We start from the raw sequence: 13,890 nt of genomic DNA, 5'->3' as shown, positions 1-13,890 counted from the left end.
AACCATGACATACAGACCTGAATTGCTGACGACTGCATCGTCTCTTGAAGAGCTGGATCGGCTTATCCTTGCAGGTGCGGACGCATTTGTTATCGGCGATGAGCGATTCGGCACGCGACTTGCTGGAAACTTTACGCTGGAAATGATTGCCGAAGCCGTCAAACTCGCCAAAGCAAAAGGCGTGCGTATCTATGTATCCATGAATAATCTTATCGATAATGAGACGCTCGAAGCGGTACCGGACTATATTCGCTCCATACATCAATTAGGAGTGGATGCTATCGTATTCGGCGATCCGGCTATACTGTTGGCCGCCCGTGAGCAATCGCCAAACATCGGACTTCACTGGAACGCCGAAATGACCTCGACTAATTTCGTTACGGCAGAATATTGGGCACGCAGAGGCGCTACACGTTATGTGCTGGCGCGTGAGCTCAACATGGAGCAAATCGAAGATACGAAGGCGAAGTCCAGCCTTGCCATTCAGGTACAAGTCCATGGTATGACGAACATCTATCATTCGAAACGTGCGTTAGTGAACAGCTATCTCGAATTTCACGATGACCAGGATGTATTGGCTGACGCGGACCGCGCACGAGGCTTGTTCTTGACAGAAGCCGAACGCCCAGGTGAACGATACCCGATCTTCGAGGACTCGGCCGGTACACACATTATGAGCTCGGATGATATTTGCATGCTAGAGAATATTCACGAGCTGCTGGCGATTGGCGTTGACAGCCTCAAGATTGAAGGGATCATGAAGCCGACTGCCTATAATGAAGTTGTAGTACGAGCATATCGCAACGCGATTGATGCCTATATGACCGATCCTAGCGGCTATGAATTCCAAGAGGAATGGCTAGATGAAATAAAAGATATGCAGGATTCCAATCGGGAATTAAGCTACGGATTTTTTTATAAAGAGCAAGTATATTGATAGAGCAAGCCACACGTTACATGCAATACAAGCAAGAACTAGCAGGAGGTGCGATCAAGATGAGTACGACGAGTGCTGCCGCTCCGCGGTATAAAGGAAAACGCAACCGGCTCGACAGACCGGAGCTGCTGGCGCCGGCTGGCAATCTGGAGAAGCTGAAGTTCGCGGTGCATTATGGGGCAGATGCCGTTTATATTGGTGGTCAAAAGTACGGATTACGATCTGGCGCAGATAACTTCAGCTTCGAGGAGATGAAGGAAGGGGTCGAATTCGCGAGCCGTTACGGGGCAAAGGTGTTCGTTGCGACCAATATTTATGCGCATAACGAAGATATCGATGGACTGGAGTCTTATTTGCGCAGCCTAGAGGAAGCAGGGATTGCCGCGATCATTGCGGCGGATCCCGTTATTATCGAAACGGCTCAGCGTGTCGCTCCCAAGTTGGAGGTTCATCTCAGCACGCAGCAGTCGACGATGAACTGGCAAGCGGTGAAGTTCTGGAAGGACGAAGGTCTGCCGAGGGTCGTATTAGCAAGAGAGACGAGTTTCAAAGAGATTGCCGAGATCAAAAGCCACGTGGATATCGAGATTGAAGCGTTTATACACGGTGCGATGTGTTCTTCCTATTCGGGACGCTGCGTGCTTAGCAACCACTTCACGGATCGTGATTCGAACAGAGGCGGCTGTTGCCAATCATGTCGCTGGAAATATGATCTGTTCGTACAGGAGGAGCCGATCAACGAAGAAGGCGTGGATCAATTCACGATGGGCTCAAAGGATCTATGTATGATCGAATATTTGCCGGAGCTTATTGAGGTTGGCGTGGATAGCTTCAAGATCGAAGGACGGATGAAGAGTATTCATTACGTAGCAACGGTCGTTAATGTATACCGTCAGGCAATCGATTCTTACTTTGATAACCCAGAGGCTTTTCAGGTGAAGCCTGAATGGATCGATGAGATGAACAAAGCGGCGAACCGACCGCTTAATACAGGATTTTTCCTGGATACGCCGGGAGCCGAGGACCACATCTACGAGGCCGAAGATAAGGCAGCGCCATACGATTTCGCAGGTCTTGTACTGGATTATGATGATCGCACGGGCTTTGCGACGTTGCAGCAGCGCAATCACTTCAAATTAGGACAAGAGGTGGAGTTCGTTGGACCTGGAGGCACCTTCTTCAAGCAGACGGTAACAGAGTTGACGGATGCGGAAGGGCAGATATTGGATGCGGCCAGACATCCTATGCAGGTTGTTCGTGTACGAACGCTGAAGCCTGTAAAACCGATGGATATGATGCGCAAAAAAATCAGATAATTTTTATTGAAGAAGATGACTCCCGAATTCGACGAATTCGGGAGTATTTTTTTGCCAGAGGCAATTGACAAGCCCTTAACAATCACAAATAATAGAACGTATCTACTATACTTATACATACATAGACATGGTTCGCCACATCACTTCCATTATTCGACGAACGAATCAACTTGAAGAGCGGGGGACTTCGACGATGGCCGGTATGAAAAAGAAGCAACGAGCAAATGCAGCTCAAGCTGGAGGCAAGCAGGTAAGCATGGTGGATGTGAAAGCGGTTGCTGGAAAGTTCAGGGAGACGAATCGATTAAATCCGATGAAGTCTGTGGGTATGAAATTATTTCTGATTATATTCGTAAGTATTTTGGCATGTGTACTGACGGTGGGACTAATGGCTTATAATGAAGCAAAGTCTATCGTCGAGAGAAAGGTTTCGGATGCGAGCTTCCAGACGATTAATCAGGTTGCAGAGAATTTGAACATAATTTATAAAACATACGAGGATTTGACGCTTCAAATATTAGTAGATAAGGATTTTCATACAATCGTGAACACCATCTCCAACGGTGCGGATGATTATACGAGATTCGAAGCGACACGCAAGCTAAGTGACAAGATGCAAAATTATGCGATTGGCAATAGCTCCATTAAAGGTTTGATGCTGTTGCCGATTAATGATAACCTGCATGTTGTGGCTTCGGGATCGTCATTATCGACTAACGCTGAGGCAATGATGAGTCAGCCATGGTTCCAGGAAACAATTGAATTGAATGGTCGTACCAAATGGATCGCGCCTCAGACAGGCGGTGTATCTATGGGCTTGGATGATAATTCTATTGGGTTAAGCCGTATGCTCAAGGATAGTGTATCAAGCTCTGGCTCCTACATCTTGCTGCTTAATATCGACACAAAATCAATCAGCGAACGATATGAGGATGTCTCGCTGGGTGAAGGAAGCGAAATTGCCATCGTCGATGGCAGCGGCAACTACGTCATTACAAGCGATGAGGATAAGATTGGAAAAGCGGCTAACGTGGCGTTGCCAACTGGTGAAGCGGGGGCTAGTGGCGCCGAGTTGATGTCAACAACGGAAGGGCACGAGGTATTGACCGTGTTCAAAACGTTCACGGCGATGGATTGGAAGATCGTCGGCACGATACCAGTAAAGCTGCTCGTCAAGGATGCCGAGTCGATCCGGACATTAACTTGGATTACGGTAGCTGCGGCGGCTTTGATCGCGATTGCAATCGGTATTCTCGTTTTGTATTCCATTGCAACTCCGCTCGTCAAACTGAGAAACTTGATGGTGGAAGGTGCTGGCGGCAATCTGACTGTTCGTTCCTCCATTCAGAAACGGAAGGACGAGATTGGTGGATTAAGCGATAGCTTCAATAGCATGATGACTCAGATCATGGATTTGGCTCATCAGACGACGTCTTCGGCGGAGCAAGTGCTTTTGACCGCATCCGACTTGACCAGCGCATCTAAGAAAACCTCATTGTCGGCAAGGGAGATAGCCGTAGCCACCGAAGAAATTGCTGGCGGTGCGACTAGTCTAGCCGTTGAGGCGGAACGTGGAAATGATCTGACTTCGAATATGAATGAGCAGATGCGCAAAGTCATCGAAGCAAACCAAGAGATGTCGGTCTCAGCAACTCAGGTGGAACGTGCCAGCGGACAAGGGACGGCTTACATGGGGATGTTAATCGAGAAGACGGGACTGACGGAAGAAATGACTCGCTCCATGGTGGAGAAGGTGGACAAGCTCAAGGATAGTACGGGTTCCATCGTGAAGATACTTGATGTGTTGAATAATCTAACGAAGCAGACAAACATCCTGTCTCTTAATGCAACTATCGAGGCGGCGCGTGCAGGCGCGGCTGGAAAAGGGTTTATGGTTGTGGCTGACGAGATTCGTCAACTTGCCGACCAATCGCGTCAGTCCATCGATATCGTGGCGCAGATTACGGCCAAAATTTCCGGGGAAATAGAAGAAACGGTACATGTGTTATCGGATGCCTACCCGCTATTCCGCGAGCAGATTGGCTCTGTAAAAGAAGCCAACGAAATTTTCATCAGCGTTCAAGAACAGATGGGCACATTCGTGACTCGTCTGGAGGGTGTTACGAACTCCATTGAGGGACTCAATCAATCGCAAGCGGTACTTGCGGTCGCAATGACTAATGTAAGCGCAGTTGCCGAAGAAGCATCTGCTACGTCTGAGGAAGTGGCATCGCTAAGCAGCGAGCAGTTGTCCATTAGTGAAGGTTTGGTCCAATTATCCGAGAAGCTTGACTCCGTATCCAAGGGGCTAAAGGAATCACTTAATAAATTTAAGATATAAATTGTAGTTATTGTGGGTTCTCCTGAATCAGGGAGGACCCTTTTTCATCTTGTTTTTATATTTCGCAGAATGAATTCCGCCCCGCCGATAAAGGACGGAGGGCCGTTTCACCTAGATTTAGTCAAAGAAGAAGTTGAGAAATCGTTAACTTCCTATTACGTATCCAAGCGAGATGGTCGATAAGTATTAGTAGGTATACAAAAGTAGGTAGATTTATCTAATTTCGTGTACAAAATAATCGAGGGCGGTGTAACACTTCATGTCAGACTTGAAGGATCAGAAATCCCAAAAGGATAACAAAAAAAAATCTACAATGGGTAAGGTCACCGGAAAATTGCCGAACGCAGGCTCTGTTAAAGGGATGGTTAAAGCGTGGGGGGCCGGTCTTAAAGAAACTAAGCTATCCAATCCGATACGTTCGGTTGGCACGAGACTACTGATTATGATTTCTGTAAGTATTATCGCATGTGTTGCAACTGTAGGTGTACTTGCATATGTAGCAGCCAAAAATCTAGTTGAAGAAAATGTCTCCGAGGCGAGCTTTCAGACAATCGAGCAGGTAACAAACAATCTGGATACGGTATTCAACAATTATGAAGATTTGAGCATGCAGATCATGATTGATAAGCAGATTCGCGATAGTCTTGTTACATATATAGGCAAAGGTGATGAGTTTGAAGCATTGATGACAGGCCGAGATATCTCGGAGAAGCTATCGAATTATATTATGAGCAACAATACTATATCCGGCGCAAGTCTAATCCCGACGGATGCAGCGTTGAAGCCTATCACTGCAGGTCTGGCGGATATCGTTCTGTCTGCTAAGCAATTAGAAACGGACTGGTTCAAGCAAGTGGTTGAAGAGAGCGGACGCGTCCTGTGGATTGAACCGCAAGAGGCTGGCATAATCGCCGCCACAAACAATTCTACTATCGCATTGGCCCGTCTGGTGAAAAATGTCGGCGTTATCGAGGAAACGTTCGTCCTTGTTATCGAAATCCCAATCAAAAGTATTGCCGAGCGACTGGGAGAGGTTAACTTGGGTATCGGAAGTCAGTTATTTGTTGTTAATCCGTCCAGCGAAATGGTGATTAACGATGACAGTACCTTGATTGGTCAACCGGCATCCGTACAATTGCCTGAACAATCCGAGTCTGGCCGCCCTAAGATGGAAACAAACGATGGAGAGAATGTGCTTGCGGCATATCAGAGTCTCGAATTGTCGGGATGGAAGCTCGTAGGTACGATTCCTGTTGAAGAATTAGCCAAACAAGCCAGTGTCATTCGGACACTGACGATCTGGATGGTCATTATTGGCGCGATAATTGCTGTTGCGATTGGTTTGTTAGTCATTGCAACAGTGGCGAAACCTCTTGTGCAGCTTCGTAATTTGATGGTTGAAGGCGCGAGCGGCAACCTGACGATTCGTTCAAAAGTAGGCAATCGTCGGGATGAAATTGGTGAATTGGCGAATAGCTTTAATGAGATGATGTCTCAGATCCAGGCACTTGCGCAGCAGACAACAAGGTCTGCTGTCGAGGTGCTGAACACGGCATCAGAGCTTACAGATGCATCCAAGAAAACGTCGATTGCCGCCAAAGAAATTGCGGTTGCAACAGAAGAGATTGCAAACGGCGCGACCAGCCTGGCCGTGGAAGCGGAAAAAGGCAGTGATCTGACATCACAGATGAACATTCAGATGAATGAAGTGATCTCGGCTAATGGAGAGATGTCGAGCTCGGCAGTCGAAGTCGAGAATGCAAGTCGTCAAGGTACGGCATATATGGGCATTCTGATTGAAAAGACTGGAACTACGGAAGAAATGACACGGTCCATGGTTGAGAAGGTCGATGCGCTTAAGGATAGTACAGGTTCTATTGTTAAAATTCTCGATGTGCTGAATAACCTGACGAAGCAAACGAATATCCTATCTCTTAATGCGACCATTGAGGCTGCACGCGCGGGAGCAGCGGGCAAAGGATTTATGGTAGTTGCAGACGAAATCCGGAAGCTTGCTGATCAATCTCGTCAATCAATCGATGTCGTGGCGCAAATTACAGCCAAAATTCAAGGTGAAATCGAAGAAACGGTATCCGTATTGTCGAAGGCATATCCACTCTTCCAAGAGCAAATTACTTCCGTTAAAGAAGCGAATTCGATCTTCTTGCAGGTAGAAGCGCAGATGGGTCAATTCTCGGATAAGCTGACAGTAGCAACCAACGCAGTGAGCAGCTTGGAGCAATCGCAAGTCGTGATGTCCGATGCAATGACAAGTGTAAGTGCTGTAGCAGAAGAGTCATCAGCAACTTCTGAAGAAGTGGCATCGCTGAGCAGCGAGCAACTGTCGATCAGTGAGGGACTTGTTAATCTGTCCAATAAGCTGGACACAGTATCCCGCGAGCTGAAGGAATCATTATCGAAGTTTAAGATCGATTAATCACTGCAAGCTGTATCCAGAAGAGATTCGCCCCCTAGGCTTACTAGCCTGGGGGTTTTTGCTATTCAATCGATTTCAAAGGGTTTGAGAGCAGAAATTGCGTGGAACACTGATTACTGGAGGTGCGCGGGATGGTATTGAAACGTCTGATAATAACGTGTATATGTTTGAGTATTATTTTTATATTATTTTTAGGGCGATTGGCATGGCTTCAATTACTGCCTGGGCAGACAAGTGCCGCGTCACAAGGGGCGCCGTACAGGGAGAGCTGGAAGCGGATGGCGGTCGTTCAACGCCAGCGCAGCCTGGTGTTAGACACGGGGAGAGGCGACTTCGTCGATCGGTATGGCATGCCAATTACTGGTGAGACATACGAAACGTTGGCTTTGTTCCCCGTTCAACGTCAATCCAGAGGCACGGATAAGGAGCTTACTCAGCTGGCTGAAATATTAGGTACGACATTAGACGTATTAGTATCCCGGTGGGATGAGATGACGGTCCCGGACTTCTGGCGAAGCAGTCCCGATTCCTCCCCCTATCGTTTGACCAGCGATCAAGCAGAGCGGATTGGCAGGCTTAATACGAATGGCATTCGAATATTGCCATATCGCAATCGCTATCTGGAGGATTTTGATGCCAAACATGTTGTTGGTTTTACGAGTCAACATCCCGAGTGGTTAATGCGTACATATGCGCAAGATGTTAGAGAGGGGAAACGAAAGCTAACGGAGCAGGTTGGCGGATCTGGACTTGAGAAGTCTCTGGATTCATTTCTGCACGGTGTAGGTGAAACTTCGGTTTCCTTTTTTATCGATGGGCGTAATACGCCGTTGCAAGGACTTGATCTTCGTGTCGTGCAACCCAAAAACAGCTATTATCCGCTAAAGGCTGTGACGACAATCGATTTGTCGCTTCAAAATAAGCTGGAGGCGTATGCTGACAGCTCGGGTCTCAAAGAAGGCGCTATCGTGGTACTGGATGCGCGTAATGCAGATATTGTGGCGATGGTTTCTAGACCTAAGCTGCCAGCTATCTTTCAAGTTGCAGATGGTTCGGAATGGGAGAACCATGCGTTGAAAGCCGTGGAGCCGGGTTCGATCTATAAGCTTGTGACAGCAGCAGCAGCTCTTGAGAACAAGGTTGTTAGGAAGGGAGAACGATTCCATTGTGATGGCGAGTACGGCAAATATGGGTTATCCTGCTGGAAACATGGGGGGCATGGCGATATTACGCTGGAAGAAGGGATTGCTCAGTCCTGTAACATCGTATTCGCCACGATTGCCGAGCGTCTTCGTGCTGAGCAGTTGGATCGGATGGCAGCAGCGCTTGGGGTGAAGGAAAGAATAGGCTGGCATGTTGATAAGAAACAAGGGATGTTGCCAAGCTCATTCAGACTGCTCGAAGAAGAAGAGCGGGGCAGATTATTTGCTTATGACAACAAATCGGTCGATGGTGGAATTATGGCGCAGAGCGGCATTGGTCAACGAGATGTTCGGATGACGCCGTTGCAGGCGGCTAATCTAATGGTTACGCTGCTTCATGGGGGGCAAGTGAGAGAGCCTCGTCTCGTCAGTAAAATTCAATATGCAAACGGCGGCAGCTTGATCGAGTTTCCGTCGCGGCTGGATAAGGACTTGGGTGGGTCGTCCATTCATCCGTCTACAATCACGAAGCTGCTCCAAAGTATGGAGGATGTTGTGGAGCACGGCACGGCATCATCGATCAAAGGTGGTGTCTGGCCGCTCGCGGGGAAAACGGGTACTGCCGAAACGATTAAAGACGGTGCGGAGCGTAATCACCAATGGTTCGCAGGTTACGGACCGGTTGGAGCGCCGAAGTATGCGGTAGCCGTACTGGCATCCAATCGCGCGGTAGGCAGTCCGCATTTGGCGACGAAGCTGTTTCGAGGGGCAATGGACATCGCAGCCCGCCAATCGGATATGCCGAGGGGCGAGCTGCGATGAGATACATTTGTGGCTTATGAGCTGGCGACTACTCGTCCAGCTTCTTTAGTCTGTCGACAAAGGGCTCTTCGCTCTTCATTCGACTTATTTCGGGTACTGTCGGTCTTAGTGGAGAATCGCCGTCAAACTCATCTACAGGAGTATGAATCCAGCGGTGGAAGTAACCTTGATCATACAGCGACTTCACGAGGATGACCAGAATCGGCGACAGGATAACGCCTGCGATTCCGAACAACGATAACGAAATAATCATAAAGGCGAGCATTGTGAACGCAGATACGCCGAGTGAATCTCCCGTAATTTTGGGCTCGAGTATTTGGCGGGTAAGAATGACGACTAATAACAATACGGTTAACCATATCGCCAACGTCGTCTGACCCACGATAAAGAGGTAAACAATCCACGGGATGAACAACGTACTTACGCCTAGCAGAGGCAATACGTCAAAGATCGCAGCGACTATGGCGATTACAAACGCGTTTTTGACTCCGAGGGCGATTAGAGCAATCAGAATGACGATAAAGGTAATGCTGATCATCTTGGCTTGTGCTTTGAGGTAAGAGGCAATACCCTTAAAGACATTGTCGCGGAGGAATGTAAAAGCTCTCTTGAATGTGCGCGGTGTCTTGTCTGTTGCGGTTTGCTTCCACGCTTTAATCTCAATGCTAAGGAAATAAGCAAGAATGATCCCGATAATAAAATTAAATATAAATGAAGAGAACGAAGATACATATCCAACTAACCCAACAAGCAAACCCGTTCCGAATCGTTGAAGCATATCCGTTATGCCTTGTGTGAGATCCTGGGTCGTTTCGGCGAGATTAAAGTCTGTTGGAAGCCTGTCGAGTTGTCCTTCAAGCTCTTCTGACAAATTGCCGATCTGTTTCGTCAACAGCTCCTGGTATCGTGGGAAATCCTCGATAAGCTGGGTACCTTGTTTGGTAATGAGATACGCTGCGCCTGAGAAGGCAGCCAAGATGAGCAAGGAAAACAACATAATCGATATCCCAGAAGCAATCGATTTGGGCATGCCCCACTTGTTCAGTCTGCGCGCGAGCGGTTCAATCATCAGGTAGATCACAAACGCAAAGATGATCGGAGACGCGATCCGGTAGAAGTAACTGAAGGCGAACATGACTATAAATACAGTTAATGCGATCAAAGCAATGTCAAAAGCGGTTCTCCAATATTTTTTGTAAAACGGCAGCAAGGTATCCCTACTTTCTTCAGAACAGAATAGGATTTGGTAATCATTCCATAAAGATTGTACTATAGTTTTCGTGAATTGTGCCTATTTTTTGATGAGATATGATACAATAAGTGCTATTGTTATTGTTCTGAACCATTAGACAATCATTGACTATTTCATCAAAAACGGTGGGGATAACAAAATGGAGAACTTGTTCTTATGGGGATTCTACGTAATGACGTTCTATGCGTTTCTTCCTGGACTCATTAGTCGAACATTTGGTTTCCGCGTCTTCAAGAAAGGGCAAGCAGAAAAAGAAATTGCGCTCACCTTTGATGATGGGCCAGACCCCAAATATACACCTCTAGTGCTTGATCTGTTGGCCCGATACGGGGCGAAGGCAACCTTCTTCGTAGTCGGCTCCCATGCGGAGCATCAGCAAGATTTGCTTCGTCGGATGGAAAAGGAAGGGCATACGATAGGTATTCATAATTATGTCCACAAATCGAATTGGGTTATGCGGCCTAGCACAGTTAAACGCCAGATTGACAAAACAAACGATATCATCGAGCAGGCAACGGGCAAACGCTCTGTGTATTACCGACCGCCTTGGGGAATAGTCAATCTATTCGATTATTCAAATCTTGGTTATTTGCACATTATTTTATGGTCAGCGCTGTTTGGGGATTGGCGGATGCGCCTCGGCGCTGATGAGCTCAAAAAAAGGATGCTCAAGAAGCTTCGACCGGGAGAAGTGCTGCTGCTTCACGATTGCGGCAGGACGCTTGGCGCCGACGTGGATGCTCCGAGTAATATGCTAATTGCGCTGGAAGCTTATTTGAAGGAAGCGAAACGACAAGAGTATGAATTTGTTGGCATCGACCGTATGATCAAGCTGACGGACATGAAACGAGCACAGCATCGCTCGATCTTCAAACGATTCATCATTGGTGGCTGGTTACTTTGGGAACGAGCATTTCACGCAGCTTTCCGCCTCAAGGTCGTTGGTGAAAGCGAGACTCCGGCATTCCATTACCGGGTAACCAAATACACAGGAGAATCTGTGACATTCGCGAACGGTGAGTCGATCGCCAAAGGAGATGCTGTCGCGGAGCTGCACTTCGACAACAAGTTATTATCCAGTATTGCGCTGACCTCCAAATCTCCGTTAGCTACGGGGCTCCGACTTATCCGCGAAGTGGAGCATGCGCTGCCTTCACTTGCCAATCAATTGGCAGTTGACGCGCAGGCGCAGGGCATTAAAGCGGTATATGGCGTTACGATGATTCATCGTGGGGCGGATCGTCTTGGGTTCGAAATTTTCCAGCTGCCTGATGGATGGTTCAGACGTTCGACACAAATATACCTCAATGTTTTGATGAAGGTTCTCACCAATTCGAAACAATATAAGGCCGGTCGAATCAAAGCGGCCAAAACGAATACGGTTTCGCCACGGATGTTGTTTATGCCGCTCGAGCGTATCCGTGCTTATGCCACGATTGATTTAGATAAGCTGCATGAGGCTGGGCGGTTGAGTGGAACGCTCGATCGATCTATCGTCAGCGCGACGGATGAAGCGGCAGCTCTCGGCAATAATACAACGGCATTTTAACAAATCGTTTTATTTGATGAAGGTTGTTTCACGGATGGGAGATCCGTGAAGCAGCCTTTTTTTATTTGTGGCGTCTTGAGAAATGTGCCTCAAACCGACTATGTGGCTCCAACGTATGTAAAATTCTACATACAATGCAAGATTTTAAAGCCAAAAAGCCGCGTCAAATCAACAACTCTAGTCTAGAACTTTTTTTCTTTAGTCATGTGGTGTACAAAAAGACCGATCGGCTGCATGGAATATTCCATGAGTCGATCGGTCTTCTCTTGGCAGACCTGTTGGTCGCCATATGAGCTACATCTTCATGACGCCGCCTGTGCTTGCGGATGTTACGAGATGAGCGTAACGCGCAAGGTATCCGCGTTTGATCTTAAGCTCGAAGCCCGGCCATGCAGCACGGCGGCGTTCGAACTCTTCGTCGCTGATCAACAGATCCATCGTGCGATTGTTCATATCAATCTCGATCATGTCGCCGTCTTGGACGAATGCGATCGGTCCGCCTTCGGCTGCTTCAGGAGAAGCGTGACCGATGCTGATGCCGCGGGATGCGCCGGAGAAACGTCCATCCGTGACAAGAGCAACTTTGGCGCCGAGACCCATACCTACGATTTGGGAAGTAGGAGCAAGCATCTCAGGCATACCTGGTCCGCCTTTAGGTCCTTCGTAACGAATGACTACGACATGACCTTCTTTGATCTTGCCGCCTGCGATACCCGCAAGAGCTTCGTCTTGGGAGTCGAAGCAGATGGCAGGACCTTTGTGGTAGCCGCCAACAGACTTGTCGACCGCGCCTGTCTTGATGATCGCGCCGTTAGGAGCCAGGTTGCCGAATAGAACGGCTAGACCGCCGCGCTCTGTGTGCGGGTTGTCGATCGGACGGATGACATCATAATTCTGTACTTCGCAGCCCGCTACGTTCTCGCGAAGTGTCTTGCCTGTTACAGTGATGCAATCACCGTGGAGCGCGTCATCTTTCTTGAGGAGCTCGTTCAGAACGGCGCTAACACCGCCGGCAAGATGGACATCTTCGATGTGCCAATCAGAAGCAGGGGCAATCTTCGCTAGATGCGGAACACGTTCTGCTACTTCGTTAATACGCTCGATCGGATATTCGATACCGGCTTCATGTGCGATTGCCAATGTATGAAGGACAGTATTCGTGGAGCCGCCCATCGCCATATCGACCGCAAACATGTTGTCGATTGCTTCTTTTGTTACGATGTCGCGCGGTTTGAGGTTCAACTCGATCAGCTTCATGAGCTGGCGAGCGGATTCTTTGACGAATTCTTTACGCTCTGGGGATACGGCAAGAATGGTGCCGTTGCCTGGCATTGCAAGTCCCATTGCTTCTGCAAGACAGTTCATGGAGTTTGCTGTGAACATGCCAGAGCAGGAACCGCAAGTTGGACAACCAAATTGTTCAAGCTCAAGCAATTGATCGTCGTTGATCTTGCCCGCTTGATGCGCGCCTACGCCCTCGAATACGCTGGAGAGGGAGATGGAACGACCGTCGGATGTTTTGCCGGCTTTCATTGGACCGCCGCTGACCATAACCGTCGGAATGTTGACGCGTAGCGCGCCCATCATCATGCCTGGCGTAATTTTGTCACAGTTAGGGATACAAACCATGCCATCGAACCAGTGAGCATTAACGACTGTCTCGACGGAGTCCGCGATAATTTCGCGACTTGCAAGAGAGTAACGCATGCCGATATGACCCATTGCAATGCCATCGTCGACACCAATCGTATTGAATTCGAAAGGAACGCCGCCTGCTTCGCGAATTGCTTCTTTGACCAGCTTGCCGAATTCCTGCAAGTGAACGTGACCTGGTACGATGTCGATATAAGAGTTGCACACCGCGATAAACGGTTTGCCGAAGTCTTCGTCCTTAACGCCCGCTGCACGGAGCAAGCTGCGGTGAGGTGCGCGGTCGAAGCCTTTTTTGATCATGTCAGAACGCATTCTTTTGGCCGCCATAATTATGAGTACCTCCTTCAATATAGACGAGGACGCTGGCTAGCGCCTCGAGTAAAAACTTAAACCAATATTAAATATCAATAACGTACATTTTATCATATCGGACAACCAATG

8 protein-coding genes are annotated in these 13,890 nt (G+C 48.2%); 6 read left to right on the top strand and 2 right to left on the bottom strand.

Features of this window, described 5'->3' with window-relative positions; translation table 11 throughout:
• Positions 1 to 4 precede the first annotated feature (4 nt).
• The 5 genes from ACX1C1_RS24625 to ACX1C1_RS24605 all read left to right on the top strand — a co-directional run bounded on the left by ACX1C1_RS24625 (position 5) and on the right by ACX1C1_RS24605 (position 8,995).
• Positions 5 to 937: a peptidase U32 family protein gene (locus ACX1C1_RS24625; protein WP_458954752.1), complete on the top strand. Its 933-nt coding sequence runs from the start codon at positions 5 to 7 to the stop codon at positions 935 to 937.
• Positions 938 to 996: 59 nt separating this feature from the next.
• Positions 997 to 2,253, top strand: coding sequence for a peptidase U32 family protein (locus tag ACX1C1_RS24620; RefSeq protein WP_458954751.1), 1,257 nt, complete (start codon positions 997 to 999; stop codon positions 2,251 to 2,253).
• A 193-nt stretch (positions 2,254 to 2,446) separates the two neighbouring features.
• Positions 2,447 to 4,594, top strand: coding sequence for a methyl-accepting chemotaxis protein (locus ACX1C1_RS24615; RefSeq protein WP_458954750.1), 2,148 nt, complete (start codon positions 2,447 to 2,449; stop codon positions 4,592 to 4,594).
• Positions 4,595 to 4,853: 259 nt separating this feature from the next.
• The gene (locus ACX1C1_RS24610; protein ID WP_458954749.1) at positions 4,854 to 7,031 is read left to right on the top strand and encodes a methyl-accepting chemotaxis protein; all 2,178 of its coding nucleotides are present in this window, start codon (positions 4,854 to 4,856) and stop codon (positions 7,029 to 7,031) included.
• Positions 7,032 to 7,309: 278 nt separating this feature from the next.
• Entirely contained in the window at positions 7,310 to 8,995 is a 1,686-nt protein-coding gene (locus ACX1C1_RS24605; RefSeq protein ID WP_458954748.1) for a peptidoglycan D,D-transpeptidase FtsI family protein, read from the top strand.
• Positions 8,996 to 9,023: 28 nt separating this feature from the next.
• Here ACX1C1_RS24605 and ytvI read toward each other — a convergent pair whose 3' ends face one another.
• The gene (gene ytvI / locus ACX1C1_RS24600) at positions 9,024 to 10,205 is read right to left on the bottom strand and encodes a sporulation integral membrane protein YtvI (protein ID WP_458954747.1); all 1,182 of its coding nucleotides are present in this window, start codon (positions 10,203 to 10,205) and stop codon (positions 9,024 to 9,026) included.
• Between the two features lie 181 nt (positions 10,206 to 10,386).
• Between ytvI and ACX1C1_RS24595 the strand changes: the two genes are divergently transcribed.
• The gene (locus ACX1C1_RS24595; protein ID WP_458954746.1) at positions 10,387 to 11,796 is read left to right on the top strand and encodes a polysaccharide deacetylase family protein; all 1,410 of its coding nucleotides are present in this window, start codon (positions 10,387 to 10,389) and stop codon (positions 11,794 to 11,796) included.
• A 294-nt stretch (positions 11,797 to 12,090) separates the two neighbouring features.
• On the opposite strand, the gene ilvD is transcribed toward ACX1C1_RS24595, so the two are convergent.
• Positions 12,091 to 13,776 (bottom strand): dihydroxy-acid dehydratase, encoded by a 1,686-nt coding sequence (gene ilvD, locus ACX1C1_RS24590; RefSeq protein ID WP_458954745.1) that lies wholly within the window; start codon positions 13,774 to 13,776, stop codon positions 12,091 to 12,093.
• Positions 13,777 to 13,890: the final 114 nt, after the last annotated feature.

It is taken from the genome of Paenibacillus sp. strain BS8-2 (genome assembly GCF_054483835.1).
This window is presented reverse-complemented; position numbering and strand designations above follow the sequence as displayed.

Bases quoted from the DNA above. Each gene is read 5' to 3' on its own strand.
- ACX1C1_RS24625 (WP_458954752.1), top strand. From the start codon at position 5: ATGACATACAGACCTGAATTGCTGACGACTGCATCGTCTCTTGAAGAG.
- ACX1C1_RS24620 (WP_458954751.1), top strand. From the start codon at position 997: ATGAGTACGACGAGTGCTGCCGCTCCGCGGTATAAAGGAAAACGCAAC.
- ACX1C1_RS24615 (WP_458954750.1), top strand. From the start codon at position 2,447: ATGGCCGGTATGAAAAAGAAGCAACGAGCAAATGCAGCTCAAGCTGGA.
- ACX1C1_RS24610 (WP_458954749.1), top strand. From the start codon at position 4,854: ATGTCAGACTTGAAGGATCAGAAATCCCAAAAGGATAACAAAAAAAAA.
- ACX1C1_RS24605 (WP_458954748.1), top strand. From the start codon at position 7,310: ATGGCGGTCGTTCAACGCCAGCGCAGCCTGGTGTTAGACACGGGGAGA.
- ACX1C1_RS24595 (WP_458954746.1), top strand. From the start codon at position 10,387: ATGGAGAACTTGTTCTTATGGGGATTCTACGTAATGACGTTCTATGCG.
- ilvD (WP_458954745.1), bottom strand. From the start codon at position 13,776: ATGGCGGCCAAAAGAATGCGTTCTGACATGATCAAAAAAGGCTTCGAC.